This is a genomic window from Burkholderia mayonis (assembly GCF_001523745.2).
Lineage (GTDB): Bacteria > Pseudomonadota > Gammaproteobacteria > Burkholderiales > Burkholderiaceae > Burkholderia > Burkholderia mayonis.
On record NZ_CP013387.1, the window covers coordinates 1,655,873 to 1,682,170 of the forward strand.

Sequence of the window (26,298 nt, forward strand, 5' to 3'; positions counted from 1 at the left end):
GGCGACTCGTGCAAACCGGCCGCGGACGCGGCGCTCAGGCGTTCAGGCGTTCAGGCGTTCAGGCGCTCAGGCGTTCAGGCGCTCAGGCGCTCAGGCGCTCAGGCGTTCACGTTCGCACGACGCTCGACGATCACCACTTGCGCGCACTGCCGCGCGAAATGACGCGCGGCCGCCAAACCGATTCCCGTGCCGCCGCCGCTGACTACGACTATCCGGCTCATATGTGCGCTCCCGTGTGAACGTGATGAATGCGCCGGCGCGCGCCCGCTACCACCCGGCGGGTGACGAACCGAGCGCGCTCGCCGGATGTGGCCAGCGCACCGGGGCGCCGTCGACCGCCACGGGCGCGCGCACGCGCCGCGCCGGCCCCCAGCTCGTCTCCTCGACCCACTCGGCCAGATCGTCGGGCGTTTCGGGCGCGATCGGCCGCCGGCCCTTCTCCTGCAGTCCATCCGACGCGAGCAGCACCGCCGTTCTCGCGAGCGACGCGCGCGTTCTCGTCCCGACGCCCGTCGCGAGCCGGCGCGCGAGGCCGCGAATCGCGGCGGTCGCGAGGAAATAGCCGACGCCGTGATCGAGCGCCTGGACGGGCAGCGGCACGGGACGCTCGCCGCGTGTTTCGCGCATGCCCGTCTCGACGATGCCGGCGCTCGTCTGCACGAGGCTGTCGAAACCCCTGCGTCCGCGCCACGGCCCGCTCCAGCCATAGGCGTCGAGCGACACGTCGACGAGGCCCGGATTGATCCGGCGCCGCTCGTCGGCGTCGAAGCCGAGCCGCTCAAGCGCGTCGGGCCGGTAGCCGTGGACCATCACGTCGGCCTCGCCGATCAGGCGCCGCAGCAGTGCACACCCCTCTCCGGACTTCAGGTCGACGCGCGCGCAGCGCTTGCCGAGCACGACTTCCGGCACCGTGTTCGGCTCGTCCCAGCCGATCGGATCAATGCGCAGCACCTGCGCGCCGAAGCCCGCAAGAAAGCGCGTGGCGACGGGGCCCGCGAGGATGCGCGTCAGGTCGAGCACGCGCACGCCGTGCAGCGGACGTTCGGCGGGCGCCGACCATGCCGGGCGCTTGCCCTCGACCGCCACGTCGTCGTGAATCAGCAGCGGCTCCGCGCGCACCGCGCGCCCTTGCGGATGACGCGCCCACTCGTCCTGCGTGTGCATCGCGGCCGCGCAACCGCCCTGCGCGATGACGGCGGACTCGAGCGCGTCGCCACGCCACTGCTCGGCCGCGCGCGCGACGGCTGCCTTGTCGAGCGGCGCGCCGAGCACCGCGAGCGCGGCGTCGCGATGATGCGGCGCGTTCGTGTGCAGCCTGATCCAACCGTCGGCGGTACGATAGTCGCCCGCGATCACGTCCCACGGCGGCGGCACTTGCCAGCCGCGCGGACGCAGCGACGTGCCGAACCACAGCGACGCGCGGCGGCGATCCACGTGAACGCCGGGCAGCTTGCCGGTCGCGCGATGCACGAGCTCGGCGACCGCGGCGCTCGCCGCGCCGATCGCGGCCGACGCGAAATCGGTGACTGGAAAGACCGACGGCAGGACGCCCACGCCGCTGAAGCGCAACGTGCGCAGATAGTCGGGATCGCCGTTCGCGGCCCGCCAGATTTCGTGCAGATACGCGGCGGTGCGAGCGCGGCCGGATTGTTCGGATTGCGATAAAGAAGCGAGATCGGACATGGATATTCTCGATTTGTCGATATCGCAGCAAGATTATTGTCGGCAAACTTCGGCTGTCAACGTTGATTCCGACAATCAAGTTATTTTTATTTTATCCGGCTGTATGCTTTTGCATGCTGATTCGAATGAACGCTGTCCGACGGATCGGACCGCGCGCGTCACATGCAAGTGGCTTTCGATTTCCGGCGCGGCACCCGGGTTCCTGTTGCAACGGAGCGCGGTTGGTCGCTTGCCGAGACGAAGCCCGCTCTGCAACGCGGATGATTCGACGCATCGCGTATTTTCAGCCGCGCGATATCGAAACACGTCCTGAACTCCGATTCGCGCCATTAGCCGGTATTTTCTAAATAACGAGAAATTCGACGTTGATTTCAAGAATCAAGATTTGAATGCCAATCAGGCGGTTTTATTATTGCCGCTGGACCCGCGGACATCTCGTCGCCATTTCGGCGCACCCACGGCAGAGAAACCGGAAACGTGCGAGCAGGCGTCTTCTGCCCGCACTTCCTGCCATCCGCCACGAAACGGCGTCACGGAGCCTGCCGTCCGCCGAGATGCCCGGATAGATGCCGAGATACGTCCGCGCCCTACCGCCATTCCGCCGGCGGCGCGACTTCCGCTTGCCATGTCGAACGACGCCGGATCGCCGCGCTCGGCCGCCTTGCGCGAACCGGCGCGCGCTACGCTTCGAACGAAATCCCGCAGACCGCGCCGCCGCCCGCCGCGACCTCCCGCGCCGCTTTCGCCCCTTCGACCTGCAGGATCGTCGGCAGCGACACGCCGTTCTTCGCCGCCGTCACCTCGGCGAGGATCGACACCGCGATCTCCGGCGGCGTGCGGCTGCCGATGTAGATGCCCGCCGGGCCATGCAGCCGCGCAAGCGCCGCCGCGCCCAGATCGAACTCGCGCAGCCGCTCGCGCCGCGCCTGGCTGTTGCGCCGCGAGCCGAGCGCGCCGACGTAGAACGCCGGCGTCTTCAGCGCTTCCATCAGCGCGAGATCGTCGAGCTTCGGATCATGCGTCAACGCGATCACCGCCGAGCGGCGATCGAGCTGCATGTCGAGCACGGTATCGTCGGGCATCGTCCGCACGAGCCGCGTGCCCGGCACGTCCCACGCGTCCGTGTACGCTTCGCGCGGATCGCAGACCGTCACCTGATAGTCGAGCCCGACCGCGATCTGGCACAGATAGCGCGACAACTGCCCTGCGCCGATCACGAGCATCCGGTAGCGCGGCCCGTGAATCGTCACGAGGCGCGCGCCGTCGAAGGACAGCCCGTCGGTCGCGATCGCGGGCGCGAGCGCCGCTTCGCCCGTCGCGAGATCGAGCGTGCGCGTGACGAGCCGGCCGCGTTCGAGCGCGTCGCACAGCGCCGCGATGCCGCTTTTCGGCGCGAGCGGTTCGAGCACGAGCTCGATCGTGCCGCCGCACGGCAGGCCGAAGCGATGCGCTTCTTCGGCCGTCACGCCGTACTTGACCGCTTCGGGCCGCGCCCAGCTCGCGACGCCCGACGCCTGCACGCGCGCGATCAGATCGTCCTCGATGCAGCCGCCCGACACCGAGCCGACGACGAGCCCGTCGTCGCGCACCGCGAGCATCGCGCCCTCCGGCCGCGGCGACGAACCCCAGGTCCGCACGACCGTCACGAGCAGCGCGCGGCGGCCGTCGCCGAGCCAGCGCGCGCCCGTCCTCAGCACTTCGAGATCCGTGTTTTCCATCTTCAGCGCGCCGCCTGCGTGGCTTTCCTGAGCTTCGCGACATCGGCCGGCCGCACGGCGGGCGCGCCGTTGTTCCAGCCCGCGCGCATGAACGTCAGCACGTCGGCGATCTGGCTATCGGTCAGCACGTTCGCGAACTTCGGCATCGGATACGCGGCCGGCAACCCGTCGATCACGAGATCCTCAGTGCCGTTCAGCGTGACGTTGATCAGCGACGACGCATTCGATTCGAGCACATTCGGATTGCCCGCGAGCGGCGAAAGCAGCGGCGCGAACGCGTTGCCGTCGACGCCGTGGCAATGCATGCAGTACGCGGCATACACCTTCGCGCCCGCATCGTGCGCGGGCCGCGCGAGCAGCGCCTGCGTCGCGGCCGCGTCATAGCGATAAGGCGGCGCGCCCGTGCCGCCCGACGCCGGCAGCGACTTCAGATAGCGCGCGATCGCCGTCAGGTCCGCATCCGTCAGCGCATGCGTGCTGTGATTGATCACGCTCGTCATCGAGCCGAATGCGCTCGCGTGCCTGTTCGCCCCCGTCTTCATGAACTGCGCGACATCGGCTTCGTTCCATCGTCCGAGGCCGACGTTGTGCTCGCCCGTCAGATTCGCGGCGAACCAGTTGTCGATCGGCGCGCCGGACAGGTACGCCGGGCCGCTTTCGTCGAGCGCTTTCTCCTGGAAGCCGACGCCGCGCGGCGTGTGGCACGAACCGCAGTGACCGAGCCCCTGCACGAGGTACGCGCCGCGATTCCACGTCGCATCCTTGCCCGGCTTGTCGCGATACACGGTCGTGTCGAGAAACACCGCGTTCCAGATCTTCAGCGGCCATCTCATGCCGAGCGGCCACGGAATGTCCGACGCGCGGTTCGCCTGCTTCACCGGCTCGACGCCGTGCATGAAGTACGTGTAGAGCGCCTTCACGTCGTCATCGGCGAGCTTCGCGTACGACGGATACGGCATCGCCGGATACAGGTTGTGGCCGTCCTTCGCGACGCCTGCGCGCAGCGCGCGCGCGAACTCGGCCTCGCTGTAGCCGCCGATCCCCGTCTCCCGATCCGGCGTGATGTTGGTCGCATAGATCGCGCCCAGCGGCGTCTCCATCGGCAGGCCGCCTGCGAACGGCTTGCCGCGCGCGGTCGTGTGGCACGCGATGCAATCGCCCGCCTTCGCGAGGTATGCGCCGCGCGCGACGAGCGCGTCGTCGGGCGTCGCGGCGCGCGCGCCCGCGCTCAGCGCGAGCGCGGCGAGCATTGCGCCGAGCGCCTTCGCGACGTGCTTCGGTTTGTTTCCTGTACGAATCATCGGAGTCCTCGACATTCAGGCGGTTTTCAGCTGGCTGCCGACCGGCAGCTTGCGCAGGCGCTTGCCGGTCGCCGCGTAGATCGCGTTCGCGAGCGCGGCGGCGAGCGCCGCCGTGCCCGGCTCGCCGATCCCGCCCGGCGCTTCGGCGCTCTTCACGATCAGCACGTCGATCTGCGGCGTCTGATCGATCCGCAGCATCCGGTAGTCGGTGAAGTTGCTCTGCTCGACACGGCCGTCCTTGATCGTGATCTCGCCGTACAGCGCGCCCGTGATCCCGAAGATGATGCCGCCCTGCATCTGCGCCTCGATCGTGTCCGGGTTCACGACCATCCCGCAGTCGACCGCGCAGACGACGCGCTTCACGCTCACCTCGCCGCCGTCGATGGCCACATCCGCGACCATCGAGACGAAGCTGCCGAACGCATGCATCACCGACACGCCGCGCCCCTGCCCCTTCGGCAGCGCCGCGCCCCAACCCGCCGCCTTCGCCGCGACGTCGAGCACGTTGCGCGCGCGCGGCGACTGGCCGAGCAGCGCGCGCCGGTATTGCACCGGATCGGTCTTCGCCTGCGCGGCGAGCTCGTCGATGAAACTCTCGACGACGAACGTGCCGCGCGTCGGCCCGACGCCGCGCCAGAACGCGGTCGGCACGTGGCGCGGCTCCTGTCGAACGTAGTCGACGAGCTGGTTCGGCAGCTCGTACGGCAGCTCGGCGGACACGTCGACCGCGTCCGGATCGACGCCGTTCTTCATCGCGGGCGGCGCGAAGCGCGCGATGATCGACGAGCCGACGATCCGGTGCCGCCACGCGATCGGCTTGCCGTTCGCGTCGAGCCCCGCCGAAATCCGGTCGTAATAGTACGGCCGGTACATGTCGTGGCGGATATCTTCTTCGCGGGTCCAGACGACCTTCACCGGCGCGCTCACTTGCTTCGCGATCTTGACCGCCTGCCGCACCATGTCGGTCTCGAGCCGCCGGCCGAAGCCGCCGCCCAACAGATGGTTGTGCAGAACGATCTTGCCGGCCGGCAGGCCCGTCACGCGCGCCGCCGCATCGACCGCCCGCGTCGGCACCTGTGTGCCCGTCCAGATCTCGCAGCCGTCCGGCCGCACGTGCACCGTGCAATTCACGGGCTCCATCGTCGCGTGCGCGAGCAACGGCTGCTCGTAGACCGCGTCGACGCGCGTCTTCGCGTCCGCGAACGCGCGCTCGACATCGCCGTCCTTGCGCGCGACCGCGCCTTGGCCGTCGGCCGCACGCGCGAGATCGGCGACGATGTCCTTCGTCGACACGCGCGCGCCCGCGCCCTCGTTCCACTGGATTTGCAACGCCGCCGCGCCGCGTTTGGCGGCCCACGTGTGAGCGCCGACGACCGCGACCGCGTCGTCGGCGATGACGACCTGCCGTACGCCCGGCACCTGCCTTGCCGCGCGATCGTCGACGTGCGCGACCGTGCCGCCGAACACCGGACTGTTGACGATCGCCGCATACAGCATGCCCGGCACGCGCACGTCGAGCCCGAACTGCGCGGTGCCGTCGACTTTCTCCGGCGAATCGAGCCGCTTGACCGGCTTGCCGATCAGCTTGAAGTTCTCGGGCTTCTTCAGCGCGACGTCCTTCGGCGCCGGCAGCTTCGCCGCCGAATCCACGAGCTGCCCATACGACGCGCGCCGCCCGCTCGGCGGGTGCCGCACCTCGCCGCCTTCCGCGACGCACGACGCCGGATCGACCTTCCATTGCTGCGCGGCCGCGGTGACGAGCAGCACGCGCGCGATCGCGCCCACGCGGCGCATCGGCTCCCACGCGAAACGGATCGACGTCGAACCGCCCGTCAGCTGACCGCCCACCAGCGGATCGAAGAACAGCTTCCCGTCCGGCGGCGCGTGCTCGAGCGTCACGCTCGACAGCGGCACTTCCAGTTCCTCGGCGATCAGCATCGGAATCGACGTGTAGACGCCCTGCCCCATCTCGACCTTCGGCATCACGAGCGTGACCTTGCCCGCGCGGTCGATCTGCACGAACGCGTTCGGCGCGAACACGCCGCTCTGCGGCGTCTCGACCGCGTCGCCGCCGATCACCGTGCGGCGCGCGTCGCCGCCCGCGGCGGGCACGCTGAAGCCCAGCAGCAGGCCGCCGCCCGCCGCCGCGCCGAGCGTCACCCCGAATTTCAGGAAAGTACGGCGCGACACGCCCGCACCGCCCGCCGCTTCGGCGGCGAGCGCGTTGCCCGCTTCGATCAGTCCGCGCGACATGTCAGGCCTCCTTGGCGGCGTGCTTGATCGCCGCGCGAATCCGGTTGTAGGTGCCGCAGCGACAGACGTTGCCCGTCATCGCCGCATCGATGTCCGCGTCATCGGGATCGGGATTCGACGCGAGCAGCGCCGCCGCGGCCATCACCTGGCCCGACTGGCAATAGCCGCACTGCACGACGTCGAGTTCGCGCCACGCCTGCTGGACCTTACGGCCGGCGGGCGTCGCGCCGACCGCCTCGATCGTCGTGATCTTCTTGCCGCCGATCGCGGCGACGGGCAGCACGCACGAGCGCACCGCGACGCCGTCGAGATGCACCGTGCACGCGCCGCATTGCGCGATGCCGCAGCCGAACTTCGTGCCGGTGAGGCCGACCAGGTCGCGCAGCACCCAGAGGAGCGGCATGTCGGCGGGCGCGTCGACCGTATGGGTTGCGCCGTTGATGTTGAGCGTGATCATGTGGGGGCCTAATGTGAGTAATGGCGATCGGCGCCCCGTGCGGAAGCGCCGCTTCAACCTTCCGTCGATGCCGACATGCGTCGACGCGCGCGATCGGCCTGGCGCGTGCCGGAGGGGACGCCGACAAGTTTAGGACGCGCGGTTGCGCTTCGGATACCCCAATTCCGTTGATACATTGTCAAGTTTTGCTAATGACGACGCGCGGCAACGATGCGCGGCCGTGCCGCGCGCCGCACCGTCACGGCGCGTCGGGCCCGACGAGCTTGCCGAGGCTCTTCCCGTCGAGCCGTCCGATGAGCGCCTGCGGCGCCGCTTCGAGCCCTTCGGCGACGTCCTCGCGCAGCGTCACCTTGCCCTGCGCGACCCACTCGCGCATTTCCTTCAGGAATGCCGGATAAACGTCCGCATAGTGATCGAGAATGATGAAGCCCTGCATCTTGACCCGCTTGCGCAGCAGGATGGACGTCAATTGCGGCAGCCGGTTCGGCCCCGGCGGCAACGCGCTGTCGTTGTAATGCGCGATCAGTCCGCAAACGGGCGCCCGCGCGCCGACGTTCAGCAGCGGCGGCACCGCGTCGAACACCGCGCCGTCGTCGTCAGGAAACGAAAGGCAGTCATCCAAAACGATCCGGCACGGCGCAGACCGGCTTCAGGCGATCCGCGCCGCACCGTATGCGTATGAAAAGAGCGCGTCAGGCTCGCGCGACGACGTCGACGCGCAACGCTTCGCCGCCGGCCGCGATCGCGAGCAGGCGGTCGACGTTCGGATGCGCGCCCGGACGGTTGCGCGCATCGGCGGTATGCTCGGCGAACACCGCGAGACCGTGCTCGGCGGCCTTCGCGTCGAGCGTGCCGAACGCCTGACGAAGATAGTGATACACCGCCAACGAGCCCTGCTTGCCCGGCATGTTCTCGATGCTCGCCACCACGGCGTCGTTGCCGTCGACCAGATCGATGCGCTCGACGCCGTCGATGGCGGGCAATTGGGCGAGGTTGTCCTTGAATACGTTGGTCGGCTGAATCACTGATGACGCTCCGTCTGGTCGGGGATGAGTTTGGCGGGGCATATCTTAGCCGATCGATGACCAGGCATCGCTTCGAGAGGCGTGGCACCCGGCCGCCTTTGCGCGAAGCCGGCGCCCGGGACCGCCTCCCGGGCGGGCATTCATCGTTGCAACCGCCGATTCGCGGGATGAACAGCGGATGCGAAACGGGCAAAGCCCGTCCCCCGGATCACCGCAAGCCGCCGCTCGCAATCAGGTGCTCGCCCGTCAGCCATCGAGCATCGTCCGATGCAAGAAACACTGCGATCGACGCGATGTCGTCCGGTTGGCCCAAGCGGCCGAGCGGCGTCTGGCCGATTGCGGATGCTTCGAGGTCCGACCCGATGATGCCCGCGCTGTGCGTGCCTTCGGTGACCACCATGCCCGGATTGATGGCGTTCACGCGGATCTTCCTCGGACCCAGTTCGCGCGCGAGCACGCCGGTGATCGCGTCCACGGCGCCTTTCGTCCCGCTATATACCGCACTTGCCGGCGGCGTGATGCGGGTCACGACCGAGCTGACGTTGATGATGCTCGCGCCCTCGCCGAGGTGCTTCACGGCCGCCTGCGTGGTGAGCAGCAGGCCGAACACGTTCGTGTCGAACTGTCTGCGGAAATGCGCTTCGGTGATCTCTTCGATCGGCGCGAACGCGTAGACGCCGGAATTGTTGACGAGAATGTCGAGGCGGCCATACGTTTCGATGGCGGCGTCGACGATGCGTTGCGCGTCGGCGGCTTTCGACACGTCGCCCGCGACCGCAACCGCCTTGCCGTTCGCCGCGGCGATCTCGGCCACGACGGCATCGGCGCCCGCCTTGCTGCTCGCGTAGTTGACGACGACGGACGCCCCCTCCGCCGCGAGCGCTTTGGCGATCGCGGCTCCGATACCCTTGGATCCGCCCGTGACGACAGCCACCTTACCTGCAAGCTTGCTCATGATCTTTCCCTTGGCAAAAGTTCGTACATTTCGGAGAACCGGCGATTTTCCCGACGCCATCGACCGGCGATAAAAGGAATGTAGACGCCCCGCGCGTGCCGATAAAGCGGCACGACGCGAATTGAGTTGCGTGATGAGCCGAACAATCGACAATGCAAGTCGAATCACGAAATGATCGGCGGTGCCGTGCGCATCGACGATCGGCGTCGCACAGAACGGCGGCGCCTTCCGACAAGCCGGAAAACGAACGGCGACATGACGCTGCCTCGACGGAGGCGATGGCCGCTTCAGCCGATTTCCGCCCCCATCCGGCCGGCATCTGCCCTTGCTCGTTCGAGAACTGCCGGCCCTCCCCCCGCCAACGTGTAAACTGCTGCCTTTTTTTGACACGGACACTCGTGGCATGGTGCAAGTCCCGCAACGTAGAGCGCTCGGCGGCCCGACGCTGATCCGCTTGCTTGCCCGCCTGGCGGACGCCGACGTTCCGGAATCCAGGCAATCGCTGTCGGACCGGCTGAGCCAATGGCTCGCCTGGACCGACGCGATCGCGCTGTCCTCGGCGCTGAGCATGAGTCCGCCCGTCGGCGGCGGCGCGCGCGCCGGCGGCGGCGCCGACGCGGACAGCGTCGGCGTGCGCGTGCGCGCGTCGCTCGCCAAGGCGATCGCCCGCACCGGCGCGTTCGCCGCCGGACGCGACAGCGCCGCGCCGGCCGCCGCCCGGGATGCGTCCGCGGACGCGCCGATCGATTTCACGCTCTTTCGTCACGACTATCTGTCGATGCAGCAGGCGATGGAGATGGAAATCGGCGACTTGCGCGGCCGTCTGCGGCAGATGATGGCCGCCCGAACGCCCGCGCTCGCCCGGCTCGCGGTGCTCGACGCGACGATGGAGCGCGCGCTGGCCGCGCGCGAGCGAAATCTGCTGGCGTCCGTGCCCAAGCTGCTCGGCACGTACTTCGAGCGCTTGCGCCAGGCCGGGCAGCAGGGGCTGGCCGACGTCGAAGCAAAAGCGGAAGCCAAGGAAGCCGCCGCAGCAGTCGCAGTCGCATCGAGCGCGTGGCTCGAAGCGTTCCGCAAGGATATGCAGAGCGTGCTGCTCGCCGAGCTAGAAGTTCGTTTTCAACCGGTCGAAGGGCTGCTCGCCGCCCTTCGCGCTCGCTAACCGGGACCCCATGTCCAGATATCACGTCAATCTCGCTGTCTTTTTCGCCGGTCTCGCGGCCGTCTGCTGGATCGGCGCCGGCTATGCCGTGTCGAATCCGCTGGCGCTCGCCGTCACGATGGCGATCGCCGCCTGCTATCTCGCCGGCGCATTCGAGCTGCGTCGCTATCAGCAGGCCACCGCCACGCTCGTGCGCGCGGTCGCGAACCTGTCCGAACCGCCGTCCGGATTGGGCGTCTGGCTCGATCGACTGGACCCGAGCCTGCGCAACGCCGTGCGCTTGCGCATCGAGGGCGAGCGCGTCGCGCTGCCGGGGCCCGCGCTGACGCCGTATCTGGTCGGCCTGCTCGTGCTGCTCGGCATGCTGGGCACCCTCCTCGGCATGGTCATGACGCTCAGGGGCACCGGCGCGGCGCTGGAGAGCGCGACGGACTTGCAGGCGATCCGCGCATCGCTGGCGGCGCCGGTCAAGGGGCTCGGATTCGCGTTCGGCACGTCGATCGCGGGCGTGTCCACGTCCGCGATGCTGGGCCTCCTCTCCGCGCTCGGCAGACGCGAGCGGCTCCACGCGGCGCAGGCGCTCGACGCGAAGATCGCGACGACGCTGCGCATCCACTCGCACGCCCATCAGCGCGAAGAAACCTTCAAGCTCCTGCAGCGGCAGGCCGAAGCGATGCCCACGCTGGTCGATCGGCTGCAGACGATGATGACGACGCTCGAGCGGCAGAGCATCGCGTCGGCCGATCGGCAGATCGCCGGCCAGCAAGCGTTCCTCGGCAAGGCGGAGGAGACATACGCCCGCCTCGCTTCGTCGGTCGGCCAGTCGTTGAAGGACAGCGTCGCCGAAAGCGCGCGCGTCGCCGGCGCGGCGCTGCAACCGGTCATGGAAACCACGATGGCGGGTCTCGCGCGCGAGACGGCCGCGCTGCACGACGCTGTCTCGCATGCGGTGCAGCGGCAACTGGATGGCCTGTCGGCCGGCTTCCAGGCGGCGGCCACGAACGTCGCCGACATCTGGAGCAAGGCGCTGGCCGAGCATCAGCGCTCGAGCGACGCGCTCGCGCAACGCCTGCATGGCTCGGCGGATCGGTTCGTCGAATCGTTCGAGAAGCGTTCGGCGGGCCTGCTGGACGGCGTCTCGGCGCGGCTGGACGCGACGGCGGGCAACGTGTCGGCGGCATGGAACGACGCGCTGTCGCGGCAGGAACACGCCAACGAGAAGCTGGCCGAGCGCAATCGGCAAGCGCTGGAGGCGGCCGCCGCGACTTTCGAGCGACATTCGGCGGCGCTGCTGCGCACGGTGGATCAATCGCATGCGGATTTGCAGACGGAACTCGCGTCGCGCGACGAGCAACGCTTGGCCGCCTGGACCGATGCGCTCGCGTCGATGGCCGCCAAGCTCGGCAACGAATGGGAACAAACGAGCGCACACGCCGCAGCCCGCCAGCAGGCAATCTGCGACGCGCTCGCGCAGACCTCGCGCGACATCTCGACCCAAGCCGCGACCTTCGAACAGCACTCCGCTTCGCTGCTGCGTGTGGTGAGCCAGTCTCATTCGGATTTGCAAACAGAACTCGCGTCGCGCGACGAGCAACGCTTGAGTGCCTGGACCGATGCGCTCGCGTCGATGGCCGCCAAGCTCGGCAACGAATGGGAACAAACGAGCGCACACGCCGCAGCCCGCCAGCAGGCAATCTGCGACGCGCTCGCGCAGACCGCACGCGACATCTCCGCCCAAACGCAAGCGCACGCGAGCGACACGATTGCCGAGATCTCCCGGCTCGTGCAGGCCGCGTCGGAAGCGCCCAAGGCCGCGGCCGAGGTCGTCGCCGAGCTGCGCCAGAAGTTGTCCGACAGCATGGTCCGCGACACCGCGATGCTCGAAGAGCGCAGCCGGCTGCTCGCGACGCTCGACACCCTCCTCGACGCAGTCGACCACGCGTCGACCAAGCAACGCTCGGCCGTCGATGCACTCGTTTCGACGTCCGCCGAGCTCCTGCAGCGCGTCGGCGCCCGGTTCACGGACATGGTCGACGCCGGGACCGGCAAGCTCGGCGCCGTCGCCGCGCAAGTCACCGGCAGCGCCGTCGAGGTCGCGAGCCTCGGCGAAGCGTTCGGCGCGGCGGTCCAGTCGTTCGGCGAATCGAACGACAAGCTCGTCGCGCACCTGCAGCGCATCGAAGCCGCGCTCGACAAGTCGCTCGCCCGCAGCGACGAGCAGCTCGCCTATTACGTCGCGCAGGCGCGCGAAGTCATCGACCTGAGCATGATGTCGCAGAGGCAGATCATCGAAGACCTGCAGCGCGTCGCCGGTCAGCGGGCGTCCGCCGGAGCCGAAGCGGCATGAGCGACGAAATCGACGGCGGCATCGAGCAGACCGCGCCGATCTGGGCCGCGTTCGGCGACCTGATGTCGGTGCTGCTGGGCGCGTTCGTGCTGATCCTGGTCGGCGTGATCGGCGTGCAGTTGGAGCTCTCGTCGAAGCTCGACGCCGAGGTCAGGCAGCGGCAGATCGAAACGCAACGCCGCAAGACGCTCGAGCAGGCGTTGGCGGGACCGCTCGCGGCGGGACGCGTGACGCTCGTCGACGGGCGCATCGGCATCAGCGGCAGCGTGCTGTTCGCGCTGAATTCCGACGAGTTGCAGCCGGCGGGCCGCGATCTGCTGAAGAGCCTGGCGGGGCCGCTCGCCGCCTATCTCGAGACCAATCGCGAGATCCTGATGGTGAGCGGCTTCGCGGACGACCAGCAAGTACGCGCGGGCAACCGCCACTTCGCGGACAACTGGGAGCTGTCGGCAAAGCGTGCGCTGACGGTGACGCGTGCATTCATCGACGAAGGCGTGCCGGCGGCGTCGGTGTTTGCGGCCGCGTTCGGCTCCGAACAGCCAGTCAGTTCGAACTCGGACGACGAAGGACGCGCGAAGAACCGGCGCGTGGAGATCGCGCCGGTCCCGCGGCCGACGACGGGCGACGGGCGGCGGTGAGCGCCATGAATAACGCCGCGGCGCACGCACGGGAAACGCTCGACGCATGGCGCGCGCGCGGCGCCGATCGGCTGGACCCCGTGCGCTTTCGCTTCATCGACGCGCTGCATCGCCGGACGGCCGGTCAAACGGGCGACGCGCGCCGCATTCTGGACGCGCGGCTGTCCGCGCTGCTCAACGCGTACGCCGATGATCTCCAGCACGCCGAATCGAAGGCCGACGCGGCCGAACGCGCGACGCCGACGCCTATGCCGACGCCCAAGCCGACGTCTATGCCTATGCCGCCCCCGATGCCGGCCGAGGCTGCGTGCGGACCGCTCGCCGCATTGCTCGACTACATCGGCAGCCAGGCGCGCCCGGACGCCGGCGGGCTCGCCGCCGGCGCCGCTGGCAGCGCCGCGAATCGCAGCCGCCTCGCCCTTCGCCCGGAGCCGGAGATGCTCGCCTACTTCCGGGAAACCTGGTCGAGGGTCAGCGCGGACAGCCAGTTGCGCGAATCGCTCGAACAAGTGCCGAGGAACGCCGGCCCGCTCAATTCGAGCAGCCTCGTGCATCGGTCGCTGTCGCTGATGCGCGAGCTGTCGCCCGAATATCTTCGACAGTTCCTGTCGTATGTCGACGCGTTGTCGTGGCTCGAGCAGATGAACGGCGACGAGGCCGCCGCGAGCGACGACGCGGCGCGCGGCGGAAGCGCGAAGAAGAGCGTGCGAAAGAAGTCGCGGTAGCACGGCGAACGGGGCGTCAGGCGCCGTGCACCGCAAACATGCCGCATACAGCGCAATTCGGCTCCGTATCGCCGTCGGCCGCTAACCGTCCGTCGCCACGAACGGGCCGTCGCCCTGCAACCGCCCATCCGCGCCGATGCGGGCGATAACGCCGCCCTTCTATCACGGTCATCCCTCGCCATTTCGCTGTTCCGCACAATCCACGCGCAATAGACATCGTGCATCGAGCACAGCACGAGCGGCATCAATGCGGCCGTGCCGCCGCGCGCGCCGACTACCGGGTGCTCAACCGCACCTGCTCACCGCTTCCATTGCGGATCAACGAAAACAATATCGAGCTCCCGCGCCGTTTCCACGTCACGATCATCGATATCTCGCTTCAGCCGCGACATTTCCATACTCGACGAACTTTTACTCGAAATCGAGCCGCTTTCCATTGCGGAAACATGCGGCGGCAATCCACGTCTCGAAATTTCTAACAAATGCGATATTGCATGCGACGCAAGCTTATTTAAAATCACCATCGTTCGCACCACTCGATCACACAAGGATAGCCAGTGGAATACCGCCCGAACCGATGCAGAAAATCTCTCGCGTCGCATGAATCTTCCAGAATCGCATGATCCGCCATTAACAAACACCACTCTCGATAGAGTCACTGCGAAATCCGGTAATTCATGCATTCGCACATTATTTTTCTCGACCTACATTCCCAGCACACTCCCATCACATAAAAATCAACCCGCATAGTTATTTGGCTCCACATCCAAATTATCATGCAAGGAGTTCGCAATGCGATTCGTCAAATATCTGATCGCCGTGTCCGTTATCGCTCTGCTCGTCATTTATGGCGCCACGCACTGGATTGCCCGGAAAGTTCCGAGAACGACAGCCGAAACATCGGCGCCGTCCGGTATTGCGACAAATCCGCCCCCCGCGCTCGCCAACCAGTTCACCGATGCAAACCGCCGATCGTCCGAGCCGGACATCGGTTCAGCGTCGGCAAGCAACAGAGAAGCCGCTGAATTCCAGCATTTCCAGGCAGCCGTCATTGCATTTCAGCAGAAACGCGACTCTCTATCGACCGAGACACGGCAAACCACGGTCAAGTCACTCGTGAACGCATTGCCGGATCGCGTACGAGCCGGACAAGTGCTGCCGATCCAGGCGCTTGCTCTTGGCGAAACGCTCCTGAACGAAGCAAATTTCAATCCAGCAGAGCGCGCGAAATTGTCTTCGAACTTGCGTCAACAGATCGAAGACTATTCAGCCCGATCGGTCGGCAACCCGCCAACCGACGATCCCCGATATCGGCGTTATCAAGAGCAGAGTGCGAGCGCGATAGACGATATCTCACATACGGTCGCACCTGAACAGCAACAAGCGGCTATCTCCGCGCGATTGCAACAACTGCGCGTACAGCTTTACGACAAGCAGGCCAATTGAAAATCACGACTCTCTTGACAAACATGATATGGGGGGAAAACATGAAACATGTCATCTCGCTGAACCGCAAGGCCTATCTGGGTGTGATGGCGGCGCTGTGGTCGGGCGCTGCATGCGCCGCACTGCCGTACGTGTGGGAACAAGTGACGTTGCCCGCGTCGAGCGGCGCGACTTGTGCGAACGGTACGCCGTACCGTTTCTACGTCAACCGATCGCTTCAGCTTTTCTCAAAGAACGTGCTGGTTGCCATAGAGCCGGGCGGCGCATGCTGGGACTACGCGAGTTGCCAAGGTAACGGCGAACTCGGCGCGTCGAATCCGAATGGTATTCCCGATGGTTACGTAAACGTTATCCATAACTGGGCATTCAATCCGTCCGGTCTCGTCGTCGCCATGCTCTCGCCAATCCTGAGCCGGCTTCCGATATTGGCGCTTTCCAGCACATGGCAGGCGCCGCCGACCATGAACTGGCATTACGTATATTTGCCTTATTGCACGGGCGACATCCATGGCGGCAACGCGGTGCGTGTCTACACAGCCCCGGACGGGCGCTCGACGCGCATTCAGCAATTCGCCGGCTTGGCCAATGTCAAAGCCGCAATCGAATGGATGACACAGAATGGACTAAGCAAACCTGATCAATTGCTGGTGTGGGGAGCAAGCGCGGGCGGATATGGCTCGGCGTTGAACTACGCTTCCATTCGCACGGCACTGCAACCTCGCAAGAGCGCGCTTTTCGATGATTCGGGGACGATATTTCCCGCGAACCTGAGTGGCGACGCCACGCAGCCAAGTCACGCTTATCGCATGTACGCCAAGGCGTTCGATGAATGGAACTTTCTTCGACCTGGCGGCGCAGTCGATCGGATTACGAACCTGCCCAATCTAAGCACGGCCGAAAAAAACAGCGTGATGAACAACCCGGCCGAGCTTTACGACATACTGGCACGCTCCTTTCCTAACGATCGCATGGGATTGTCGACATTCCAACGCGACGAAGTCATCGCGCAATTCACGTATGATCAGTTCTACCCCGAAATTGCCGCCGCCCCGGATGCGGCAACCAAGCAAGCGTTGCGCCAGGCACTGTTCACGAACGACCTGAGATTACTGACGAACGAACTCAAGGGACACCATCCCAACTTTGGCTACTTCATGCCGGAGGATCGCGCGGGGTTACTCGGCAACCATATGGTTTCCGCACTCACCTTCTTGGGATCGGAAATCAATGGCAACGGTCAGAACGTCGGCGCGTTCCTGAGCGATCTGCTGTCGAACCAAGATCCGCAGCACACGCCTGTCATGCAGGCGTACTCCACGAGTACGGATCGACCGCCAATCATCCGGGCGATATTCGACTTCGTCATGTCGACGCTCAAGGCATTCGGTCTTGGCACATAAATCGAGTCGACCTCGCATTCCCCCAACTGGTGCGGCATTCATTCGAGACGTAGATCCCGGTTTCCAGAGCTTACCGTGTCCCGCCGACGTATTCAGGCCCGTCGGCGGTCGCCCGGTTGCGACGGCGCGAAACAGGCCTGCATGACCAGTTACTTTGTCATCAGTTCGCTCATCGCATAGCCAACGATTTCGCCGCTGTGCAGATCTTTCAAGCCGGCGGGATACAGCCAACTCTCGTCGGTCGCGATTGACGTGATATCGCCGCATCAGGCCTGATTGGGCGCCGCCGCTGAAGATTGGGCGCCGCCGCTGAAAAATCCTGGTTTGACAGATTCGGCACGATAGCGCCGATCGTGCTTCGAATTGGCCGTAGCCTTGAACCGACGTTTCCGCTTGCAGTGCAGCCCCGGTTTCTTGCGCAATCGCTTGATCCGATACACGCCAATTCGGATGCCGCGCGCCTCGAGATGCTGTTGCCTGCGTTCGGAATCGCAACTTTTTCGCGTCCGCCGACGGGTCGCGAGCGCTTCCGCTTCCAAACGGGGGCCTGCTGCACTCTTTCGGCAGGCTTTCGCTTACGCGACGCATAGTAGCCGCTCATCGATACGCCCAGCAGGCTGGCAGATTGACGGTACGGGAGTCCGGTCGCATTCGTTCAATCTCGCCGCACCCACCACGACTCCTTCGCGAAGTACGTTGCGAATTTTCTCAAGAGATCGCGCTCCATCCTGACTTCCGCCAGTTCGCGCTTCATCTGCGCCAACCCGGCTTCCAATTCCATTAGCGGCTTCCGGTGGCGAGCGACATCCTTCAGCTTGCCGGTCTTCGCGGCTCGGATCCAGTTTGCCGGCGTCTTGATCGATATCGATAGCCGCCGGGCAGTTTCCGGCAATCCAACACCTTCGGTCAAAGCCGGCCTCATCGCCTCATCGCGAGCTCTTCCGCATAGACCGCTCTCGGAATTCGATTCACACATGCCTCCGTTTCTCAATTTTGCGAAACGTCGGCTTCCATTTTTTCGACCGGCCTCGGATGACCGACCACCCGCCAACGCGTTTCACAACGGCATCTGTCGCAACGATGTCAGTCGATGCGTGCCACGGTAAAATTCACCCGTTTCATCTTACTCGGCTCGTGCAGGCACCATGTGGGCAAATCGGCCGCAAGCACATCCATCTCGATCCACGTCGATCAGGGCGCGACATTCCCCGCTTCATCGATTTTTCTTGATTCAACAGCATCCCGAACATGACCTACACGCTCGCCGCCCGCTACACGCGCGAACTCGACATCCGCAAGAGCCGCTTCATCGCGTATGCGATCCCGGTCGAGGACCGCGACGCGGCGATGGTCGAGTTGCAGCGCCTGCGCGCCGAGCATCCGACCGCGACGCACGTCTGCTGGGCGCTGCTCGCGGGCGGCCAGTCCGGAATGTCGGATGACGGCGAGCCGTCCGGCACCGCTGGCCGGCCGATCCTCGAGGTGCTGCGCCATCACGATCTCGACGGCGTGCTTGCGGCGGTCGTCCGCTACTTCGGCGGCGTGAAGCTCGGCGCGGGCGGCCTCGTGCGCGCGTACACCGACGCGATCGCCGCCGCGCTCCTCGATGCCGAACGCATCGAGCGGATCGCGTACGCACGGCTTGCGATCGAAGTCGGCTATCCCGACGAGGCGCGCGTGCGCCGCTGGATTGAGCAGGAAGGGCACGATCTCGTCGACAGCGCGTACGGGATGACGGTCAAGCTCGTGGTCCGACTGCCCGCGACCGCGGTCGATGCGGCCCGCGACACGCTGTTCGATCTGACGCAAGGGCGCGCCGGGTTTCCTTCAGTCGATTGAACGCGCGACGCGCGCTCGGCTCGGCTCGGCGCAGCGTTCACGGACTGCCGGCCGCCGCGTCCGCATCGCGTGTCCGACATCGCGCGCCGTATCCGCCGAGCCTTCCGGTATCGATCGACGGCATGCCGAAGCGCTTTGGCACGAGGCGCCCCCCAACGACCCGCCTCGCTGCCGCCCGATCGGACAAGCCATCTGCGGCCCACCCTAAACGCACCATCCCGCCCCCGCGCCTCGACAAAACGGATGACCGCCGCCCCCGGTTTGCGCTATCGTGGCGTCACTTTTCCACGTCAATCCGCGCCGACCACGCAACGCCCCCATGCCCGCACGCCTGCACGCGGCGTTCACCGCCCTCCTCGCCGCCGCGCTGTTCGGCGCCGCCACGCCGCTCGCGAAGACGCTGCTAGGCTCGCTCACGCCGTTCATGGTCGCCGGCCTCTTCTATCTCGGCAGCGGCGTCGGCCTCGCCGCGTTCATGCTGATTCGCCGGCTCGCGCGCCGCGCCGACGCATCGCAGGCCGAGCAGTCGCGGCTGCCGCTCGCCGAACTCCCATGGCTCGCGGGCGCGGTCGCGGCAGGCGGCGTCGCGGGCCCCGCGCTGCTGATGCTCGGCCTCGCGACGACGCCCGCCGCAACGGGCGCGCTGTTGCTGAACCTCGAAGGCGTCTTCACCGCGGTGATCGCATGGGTGGTGTTCCGCGAGAACGTCGATGCGCAGATCTTCGTCGGCATGGTCGCGATCGTCGCGGGCGGCGTGCTGCTGTCGTGGCATCCGGGTGAGGCGGGCGTGCCGCTCGGTGCGCTGCTCGTCGCGGCCGCGTGCGCGTGCTGGGCGATCGACAACAACCTGACGCGCAAGGTCTCGACCCACGACGCCGCGACGATCGCCTGCATCAAGGGACTCGTCGCGGGCTCGGTCAATCTTGGGATCGCGCTTGCGCTCGGCGCGAAGCCGCCCACCGCCGCCGCGACGGCCGCCGCGATGCTGACGGGCTTCGCCGGCTACGGCGTGAGCCTCGTGCTGTTCGTCGTCGCGCTGCGCAACCTCGGCACCGCGCGCACCGGCGCGTATTTCTCGATCGCGCCGCTGTTCGGCGTCGGGCTGTCGCTCGCGCTGTGGCCCGAATGGCCGCCGCTATCGTTCTGGGCGGCCGCGGCGCTGATGGCGATCGGCATCTGGCTGCATCTGCGCGAGCGGCACGAACATTCGCACACGCACGACGCGCTCGAGCACAACCACCGGCATCGTCACGACGAGCATCACCAGCACACGCACGATTTCGCCTGGGACGGCGCGGAGCCTCACACGCATCCGCATCGGCACGCGCCGATCACGCATACGCACGCGCACTTCCCGGATATTCATCATCGGCACTCGCACTGAGTAACCGTCTGCCGAGTCAAGTGCGATGAAGGGAATTGTCCCAAGGGGTGTTGGATCTGACCATGGCATTGAGCATGGTCAGGGGCTTGCGCATGCAGACGACCAGCGCGACCTTGGGCAGTTTGCCGCCAGTGATCAAGCGCTGGTAGAAGGCGGTGATGGCGGGATGGCGGCTCGCGGCCGGCTTCGCGGCTTCGGGCTTGGCTTGGCGCGGCTTAGCTTTGGCCTCGGCCAGCAGCAAGCCTCGCGGCTTGGCCTCAGCGTCGACGTCGGCAAACCACAGGTCCGCTACCGCAGCGTCGCTCGCGTGCCAGCGTCACGATGTCACGACAACACGCCCGACGCCGCGCCGACGACCCCGGCGACGCTCACCGCCGCCGCCGCCACCGCCACGATCCACAGATAAGCGCCGCGCGGCCGCTGCGCGGGCGGCAGCGCGATCGCCGCGAGCGCGACCAGCAATCCGGCGACGAGCGGCAGCATCACCGCGTTGACCACCTGTGCGGCGACGTTCAGCGACACCAGATCGGGGGCAATCCAGACGATCGCCGCGCAGCCGGCGACCGACGCGACATAGATCCCGTAGAACCACGGCGCGCGCGTCGGCCGATCGTCGAGCGAGCGCTCGTAGCCGGCGACTTCGCCGAGCCCCCATGCGAGCGACAATGAGCAGACGATTGCCGCAACCATCGACGCGCCCAGCACGCCCGCGCCGAACAGCACGCGCGCCGCGTGCGGGCCGACCGCCGTTTCGAGCGCCGTGCTGATTTCGCCGACGCTGCCCAGCGCGCGGGCCGCGCCGTCGCCTGCGAGCGTCGCCGCGGCCGCGACGAGCACCGCGCCCGTCAGCAGTTGCGTCAGCACGGCGCCCGCCGCCGTCTCGGCGCGCGCCGCGCGATGGTCGCCCGGTCCGAGCCGCTTGTCGGCGACGGCCGCCTGCTGATAGAAGACCATCCAGGGATTGAACGTCGCGCCGATCAGCGCGGCCGCGAGATAGCCGAACGGCGCGCCGGCGGACACCGGCTGCTCGGCGTGCGAGAACAGCCCGCGCCACTGCGGATGGGCTTTCCACGCGACGACGAAGAACGTCAGCTCGAACGCGCCGATCACGATTGCCGCCTTGTCGACGCGCTTGTGCGAGCCCGTCATCACGATCGCGATCAGCAGCGCGACGGCGAGCGGCAGGCTGACCGCGCGCGGCACGCCGAACATCTCGCCGATGCCGGCGACGCCCGTGAACTCGGTCACGAGCGAGCCGAGCACCGCGACGACGAGGCCCGCCGCGGACAGCCACGCCCATCCCACGCCGAAATGCTCGCGGATCAGCTCGCCGTGGCCACGCCCGGTGAAGATGCCGAGCCGCACGGTCAACTCCTGGATCATGTACAGCAGCGGCACGAGGCCGAGCAGCAGCATCAGCGGGCCGACGCCCCACTGCACGCCCGCTTGCGCGGCGGTGACGACGTTCCCGGCGTCGCAATCCGCGAGCATGACGAGGAGTCCCGGCCCCCATAGCGCCGCCCATCGCCGGCCAGCGGGCAGATTCGATTTCGACGGAAGGGAAGAGCCCGGCATGGATACTGAAAGGTTACATCGGTAGTATGCGGCGGCCGATTGTAGCGCGCCGGACGCGGCCGACGCGAGCGGCGCATCGGCGCATCGGCGCGCATAGTACGCAGTTCCCCGCGACGGCGAACACGGCATCCCCTTCACTTCGATAATCGATATGGAAACCTACATTCTGCTTGGCGTCGGCCTCGGCGCAGGCCTGCTGATTGCGATCTGGGGCATCAGCCAGCTCAAGTAAGCGAAGGCGTGTCGAATGTGCGTGGGCGGCCGCGCGTGAAAGCGCCGCGCCGTCGTGCGCGCATGGCGCGGACATCGGCGAGGCTGACCAGGAACACAGGCGCCCAACGGGCGTGAGTCGGAACGAGACTCAGACGTCGCAACACGACGCCGCATGCCGCCGCACACGCAGCCATTGGAAAGCACACGTTCGCCGGACGCGCCCCCTCGCGACGCCCGCATCCCCGCCTCCGCCTCACCGTCGGTCCACGGCGAGCCCAGGTAATCGCCCGCGAGCAGCATGCGTCGGCGCGCGTCCGCGCTCGCGCGGTACGCGGCGATCGCGCGCGGCCGACGCGCGACAGCGGCTCCGCCGCTTCCCAGCGCCGAACGCGCACCGCCGTCACCGCGTCGGCGAGGCCCGGCGACAGCGCGTTCGCGTCGTCGAGCACGACACACGCGATCTCGTCGTCCGACGCGTCGCGCGGCGCGCTCGCACTGTCGTGCCCGAGCATTGCCGACACGACGTCGCCGTGCCCGCCGCCGATTCGGCGCCCGCGCTCGAACGTCAGCGCCGCGATGCGGCGCGCGCCCGGCGACAGCAGCGCGCCGTAGACGCATCGCAGCCGCGACGGCCCGCGCCAACGCGACGACAGGCCGAACGCGACGTGCACGGCGCGCGCATAGCCGGTCGGCGAGCAGTACGCGCTCGGCATCGGTATTGCGCGCGCCAGATGCGGCGCGCGACGGTCGCGGGCGTCGCGACGATCGCGGCGTCGAAGCGCAACGCGTGATCGCCGACGCGCGCCGTGACGCCGCGCGCGCGTCCGCCGACAGCGCGTCGACCGGCATCCCGTAGCGCACGTCGAGCCGGGCGGCGAGCGCGCCGGGCAAAGCAGCGTGGAGCGCGCCGACCGGACACCGAGCGTCAGCCGAGAAACAGTCGATAAGCGGGATTGCCGGTTTCCTCGCGAAACGGATAGCCGAGCGCCGCGAGGAAGCGGTCGAACTCCGCGTGGTCCGCCTGCGGCACCTGCAGGCCGACGAGGATCGAGCTGTAGTCGGCGCCCTGGTTCCGGTAATGGAACAGGCTGATGTTCCAGTCGGGCGCCATCGACGACAGGAACTTCATCAGCGCGCCCGGCCGTTCGGGGAATTCGAAGCGGAACAGCCGCTCGTCGTGCGCGAGCGGCGAGCGGCCGCCGACCATGTAGCGGATGTGCTGCTTCGACAGCTCGTCGCCGGACAGATCGACGGTCGTGAAGCCGTGCGCGGCGAAGGTGCGCGAGATCTCGTCGGATTCGTCGCGCCGCTTGATCTGCACGCCGACGAAGATGTGCGCCGATTGCGCGTCGGCGATCCGGTAGTTGAACTCGGTCACGTTGCGCTCGCCGACGAGCGAGCAGAAGCGCCTGAAGCTGCCGCGCTCCTCGGGGATCGTCACCGCGAACACCGCCTCGCGCGCTTCACCCACTTCCGCGCGCTCGGCGACGAAGCGCATCCGGTCGAAGTTCATGTTCGCGCCGGACGTGATCGCGACGAGCGTCTCGCCCTCGATGCCTTCGCGCTCCGCATACAGTTTCGCGCCCGCGACCGCGAGCGAGCCGGCCGGTTCGAGCACGCTGCGCGTGTCCTGGAACACATCCTTGATCGCCGCGCAGAGCGCGTCGGTGTCGACCGTCACGACATCGTCGAGATACGCGGTGCAGAGCCGGAACGTCTCTTCGCCGACGAGCTTCACCGCAGTGCCGTCGGAGAAGAGGCCGACCTCGGGCAGCTCGACGCGCTTGCCCGCCGCGAGCGAGCGCTTCATCGCGCACGAATCGTCCGTCTGCACGCCGATCACCTTGATCTCGGGGCGCACCGCCTTCACGTACGCCGCGACGCCCGCAGCCAGGCTGCCGCCGCCGATCGGCACGAAGATCGCATGGATCGGCCCCGAATGCCGATGCAGCACTTCCTTCGCGACCGTGCCCTGCCCGGCGATCACGTACGGATCGTCGAACGCCGGAATGAACGCGAGCCCGTCGCGCTGCTGCAGGCGCAGCGCGTGCGCATAGGCGTCGCTGTACGACTCGCCCGCCTGCACGACGTCGACGAACGCGCCGCCGTGCGCGCGCACCGCATCGACCTTCACCTGCGGCGCCGTCTGAGGCACGACGATCGTCGCCTTCACGCCGAGCCGCGCCGCCGCGAGCGCGACGCCCTGCGCGTGGTTGCCCGCCGATGCGGTGATCACGCCGCGCGCGAGCGCGTCGGCGGATAGATGCGCCATCTTGTTGTACGCGCCGCGAATCTTGAACGAGAACACCGGCTGCGTGTCCTCGCGCTTGAGCCAGACCGTGTTGCGCACGCGCGCCGACAGATTCCGCGCGCACTCGAGCGCCGTCTCGCGCGCGACGTCGTAGACGCGCGCGTTCAGAATCAGCTTCAGATAATCGTCGAGTGCGCTCGCGCAGGCCGCGATCGTCGCGGCTGCATCGGGCATGCGGGTTTCGGGCGTTTCCGTAACGGCGTCGGCTGACTGCATGACATGCTCTCCTGGGAATGGACGCCCGGGAGACGGAAACAAAAAACCCGCCTCACGAGGCGGGTTGCTGTGATTGCTTTCGGACGCGCGCTAACCCACCATTCGATGAATGGTGCGAATAATGTGCGCAATGCGGAAGCAACGGGAATTCATGTGCGCAAGCTTGAGCCGGCGCGCGCGGTTTGTCAATCCTTCGCCGACATCCTTCGCCGATAGGCCCGCGCGCCGCCGCACTGCGGGGCGGACGCCGGTTGCCCGGCCGCAGTCTCAGTAAATCTCCGGGACGATCATATCCGCCGGCACCGGACGCCGGATGTAGTCGTCGTGATGCTCTCGCTGCGGCAAATGCACCGGATCGCGTTCGATCTCGTAGTACGGCACGAGGCTCAGCAGATGGTGTATGCAGTTGAGCCGCGCGCGCTTCTTGTCGACCGCCTGCACGACCCACCACGGCGCCTCGGGGATGTGCGTGCGCATCAGCATCTCCTCCTTTGCCGCCGTATACGCCTCCCAGCGGCGCCGGCTCTCGAGATCCATCGGGCTCAGCTTCCATTGCTTGAGCGGATCGTCGATGCGGTTCTGGAAGCGCACTTCCTGCTCTTCGTCGGTGATCGAGAACCAGTACTTGACGATCTGGATCCCGCTGCGCGCGAGCATCTTCTCGAATTCCGGCACCGACCGGTAAAACTCTTCGTGCTCATCGTCGGTGCAGAAGTTCATCACGCGCTCGACGCCCGCGCGGTTGTACCAGCTCCGGTCGAACAGCACGATTTCGCCGCCCGCGGGCAGATGCGCGACGTAGCGCTGGAAATACCATTGCGTGCGCTCGCGATTGCTCGGCGCCGGCAGCGCGGCGACCCGGCACACGCGCGGATTCAGCCGCTGCGTGATGCGCTTGATCACGCCGCCCTTGCCCGCCGCGTCGCGCCCCTCGAAGATCACGACGAGCCGGTGCCCGGTGCGCACGACCCAGTCCTGCAGCTTCACGAGCTCGCCCTGCATGCGGAACAGCTCGCGGAAATAGTGCTTGCGCGCCTCGCGGCGCTCGGCGGAAAAGAGCGGCTCGTCGTCTTCGAAGCGACGATCGTCGAGCTCCATCTCGAGCTCTTCGTCGTACGCGTCGACGAGATCCTCCTCGAAGCGGCGTTGCCGCTCGTGCAGCGGCGCCGTGTCGCGCCGTGTTTCCTTCTCGCTCATGTCGGCCTCCTTGCTGCGCGTCGCAGACGCGTTCCGCGGACATTATCGCAGGCTCGAGTGTCGCGGGAATGACTGCGCGCCGGTGTTCGCGAGGCCAAAGGCTGCGAGCGGTGCCGGACGGCCGGTTGCGGTTGCGGTTGCGGTTGCGGTTGCGGTTGCGGTTGCGGTTGCGGTTGCGGTTGCGGTGGACGGTGGACGGTGGACGGTGGGCCGTGGGCGGTGAACGGTGAACGGCGGGCGGCGGGCGGCGGGCGGCGGGCGGCGGGCGATGGTCGACCGGCGGTCAGAAAACGAAGAAAGACGGTCGGTAAACGGCGAACGGCTAATGGCCGACGGCAACCGGCAGCGGACGATCCGACCGTAGAGGCGCGGTTGCAGCAGGCAGTTCTCGGCAGACCGCTCGCCGGGTCCGCGCATGGGCGGCGCGCCTGCCGAGCGCCGGTTGCAGCGCGC

General features: G+C 67.2%; 20 protein-coding genes and 4 pseudogenes. 9 read left to right on the forward strand and 15 right to left on the reverse strand.

The window, feature by feature from the left end:
• Positions 1–267: 267 nt before the first annotated feature.
• The gene (locus WS70_RS25980; protein ID WP_059598407.1) at positions 268–1,683 is read right to left on the reverse strand and encodes a CoA transferase; all 1,416 of its coding nucleotides are present in this window, start codon (positions 1,681–1,683) and stop codon (positions 268–270) included.
• Here WS70_RS25980 and WS70_RS31900 point away from each other — a divergent pair.
• Positions 1,682–1,996, forward strand: coding sequence for a hypothetical protein (locus WS70_RS31900; RefSeq protein WP_159082970.1), 315 nt, complete (start codon positions 1,682–1,684; stop codon positions 1,994–1,996). The genes WS70_RS25980 and WS70_RS31900 overlap by 2 nt on opposite strands.
• 367 nt (positions 1,997–2,363) lie before the next feature.
• Here the strand turns inward: WS70_RS31900 and WS70_RS25985 are convergent, their stop codons facing one another.
• The 7 genes and pseudogenes from WS70_RS25985 to WS70_RS26015 form a co-directional block, all read right to left on the reverse strand.
• The gene (locus tag WS70_RS25985) at positions 2,364–3,401 is read right to left on the reverse strand and encodes an XdhC family protein (protein WP_108034061.1); all 1,038 of its coding nucleotides are present in this window, start codon (positions 3,399–3,401) and stop codon (positions 2,364–2,366) included.
• A 2-nt stretch (positions 3,402–3,403) separates the two neighbouring features.
• Positions 3,404–4,651 (reverse strand): c-type cytochrome, encoded by a 1,248-nt coding sequence (locus WS70_RS25990; protein ID WP_226382974.1) that lies wholly within the window; start codon positions 4,649–4,651, stop codon positions 3,404–3,406.
• Positions 4,652–4,717: 66 nt separating this feature from the next.
• Positions 4,718–6,955, reverse strand: coding sequence for a xanthine dehydrogenase family protein molybdopterin-binding subunit (locus WS70_RS25995; protein WP_059471705.1), 2,238 nt, complete (start codon positions 6,953–6,955; stop codon positions 4,718–4,720).
• A gap of 1 nt (position 6,956) precedes the next feature.
• Complete coding sequence (locus tag WS70_RS26000; RefSeq protein WP_059471706.1) at positions 6,957–7,412, reverse strand: (2Fe-2S)-binding protein; 456 nt, start codon at positions 7,410–7,412, stop codon at positions 6,957–6,959.
• Positions 7,413–7,650: 238 nt separating this feature from the next.
• Positions 7,651–8,016: pseudogene (locus tag WS70_RS26005) on the reverse strand (NADP-dependent oxidoreductase); the annotation flags it as partial.
• Between the two features lie 88 nt (positions 8,017–8,104).
• Positions 8,105–8,437: a DUF2322 family protein gene (locus WS70_RS26010; protein WP_059471708.1), complete on the reverse strand. Its 333-nt coding sequence runs from the start codon at positions 8,435–8,437 to the stop codon at positions 8,105–8,107.
• A 208-nt stretch (positions 8,438–8,645) separates the two neighbouring features.
• A complete protein-coding gene (locus WS70_RS26015; RefSeq protein WP_059471709.1) occupies positions 8,646–9,392 on the reverse strand; it encodes a glucose 1-dehydrogenase in 747 nt (248 codons plus the stop codon).
• A gap of 403 nt (positions 9,393–9,795) precedes the next feature.
• Here WS70_RS26015 and WS70_RS26020 point away from each other — a divergent pair, with 403 nt between their 5' ends.
• From WS70_RS26020 to WS70_RS26035, 4 genes are read left to right on the forward strand one after another with little or no spacing between them, the layout of a single operon-like run.
• Positions 9,796–10,554, forward strand: a complete 759-nt coding sequence (locus WS70_RS26020) for a DUF3348 domain-containing protein (RefSeq protein WP_059597515.1) — start codon at positions 9,796–9,798, stop codon at positions 10,552–10,554.
• Between the two features lie 10 nt (positions 10,555–10,564).
• Positions 10,565–12,901 (forward strand): DUF802 domain-containing protein, encoded by a 2,337-nt coding sequence (locus WS70_RS26025; RefSeq protein WP_059597514.1) that lies wholly within the window; start codon positions 10,565–10,567, stop codon positions 12,899–12,901.
• Positions 12,898–13,539 (forward strand): OmpA family protein, encoded by a 642-nt coding sequence (locus WS70_RS26030; protein ID WP_059597513.1) that lies wholly within the window; start codon positions 12,898–12,900, stop codon positions 13,537–13,539. The genes WS70_RS26025 and WS70_RS26030 overlap by 4 nt, the downstream gene beginning before the upstream one ends.
• A 5-nt stretch (positions 13,540–13,544) precedes the next feature.
• Positions 13,545–14,264 carry a DUF2894 domain-containing protein gene (locus WS70_RS26035; RefSeq protein WP_059597512.1) on the forward strand — a complete coding sequence of 240 codons (720 nt, stop codon included), beginning with the start codon at positions 13,545–13,547 and terminating at the stop codon, positions 14,262–14,264.
• A gap of 299 nt (positions 14,265–14,563) precedes the next feature.
• Here the strand turns inward: WS70_RS26035 and WS70_RS31905 are convergent, their stop codons facing one another.
• Positions 14,564–14,866, reverse strand: coding sequence for a hypothetical protein (locus WS70_RS31905; protein ID WP_156438177.1), 303 nt, complete (start codon positions 14,864–14,866; stop codon positions 14,564–14,566).
• Positions 14,867–15,056: 190 nt separating this feature from the next.
• Here WS70_RS31905 and plcR point away from each other — a divergent pair, with 190 nt between their 5' ends.
• Entirely contained in the window at positions 15,057–15,710 is a 654-nt protein-coding gene (plcR, locus tag WS70_RS26040) for a phospholipase C accessory protein PlcR (RefSeq protein WP_108034062.1), read from the forward strand.
• Positions 15,711–15,751: 41 nt separating this feature from the next.
• The gene (locus WS70_RS26045) at positions 15,752–17,110 is read left to right on the forward strand and encodes a pectin acetylesterase-family hydrolase (protein WP_159082971.1); all 1,359 of its coding nucleotides are present in this window, start codon (positions 15,752–15,754) and stop codon (positions 17,108–17,110) included.
• Between the two features lie 152 nt (positions 17,111–17,262).
• Here WS70_RS26045 and WS70_RS33250 read toward each other — a convergent pair.
• Positions 17,263–18,082, reverse strand: a pseudogene (locus tag WS70_RS33250) (transposase family protein); the annotation flags it as partial.
• Between the two features lie 276 nt (positions 18,083–18,358).
• Here WS70_RS33250 and WS70_RS26055 point away from each other — a divergent pair.
• Together WS70_RS26055 and WS70_RS26060 are read left to right on the forward strand one after the other, a co-directional pair.
• The gene (locus WS70_RS26055) at positions 18,359–18,949 is read left to right on the forward strand and encodes an IMPACT family protein (protein ID WP_059597510.1); all 591 of its coding nucleotides are present in this window, start codon (positions 18,359–18,361) and stop codon (positions 18,947–18,949) included.
• A gap of 319 nt (positions 18,950–19,268) precedes the next feature.
• Complete coding sequence (locus WS70_RS26060; protein WP_059597509.1) at positions 19,269–20,333, forward strand: DMT family transporter; 1,065 nt, start codon at positions 19,269–19,271, stop codon at positions 20,331–20,333.
• Positions 20,334–20,349: 16 nt separating this feature from the next.
• Here WS70_RS26060 and WS70_RS26065 read toward each other — a convergent pair.
• The 5 genes and pseudogenes from WS70_RS26065 to ppk2 form a co-directional block, all read right to left on the reverse strand.
• Positions 20,350–20,505: pseudogene (locus tag WS70_RS26065) on the reverse strand (IS110 family transposase); the annotation flags it as partial.
• A 152-nt stretch (positions 20,506–20,657) separates the two neighbouring features.
• Positions 20,658–21,908 (reverse strand): NRAMP family divalent metal transporter, encoded by a 1,251-nt coding sequence (locus WS70_RS26070; protein ID WP_059597508.1) that lies wholly within the window; start codon positions 21,906–21,908, stop codon positions 20,658–20,660.
• A 438-nt stretch (positions 21,909–22,346) separates the two neighbouring features.
• Positions 22,347–23,012, reverse strand: a pseudogene (locus WS70_RS33720) (FAD-dependent oxidoreductase); the annotation flags it as partial.
• A gap of 34 nt (positions 23,013–23,046) precedes the next feature.
• A complete protein-coding gene (ilvA, locus tag WS70_RS26080; RefSeq protein WP_162499016.1) occupies positions 23,047–24,606 on the reverse strand; it encodes a threonine ammonia-lyase, biosynthetic in 1,560 nt (519 codons plus the stop codon).
• A 309-nt stretch (positions 24,607–24,915) separates the two neighbouring features.
• A complete protein-coding gene (gene ppk2 / locus WS70_RS26085) occupies positions 24,916–25,845 on the reverse strand; it encodes a polyphosphate kinase 2 (protein WP_059471019.1) in 930 nt (309 codons plus the stop codon).
• Positions 25,846–26,298 lie beyond the last annotated feature (453 nt).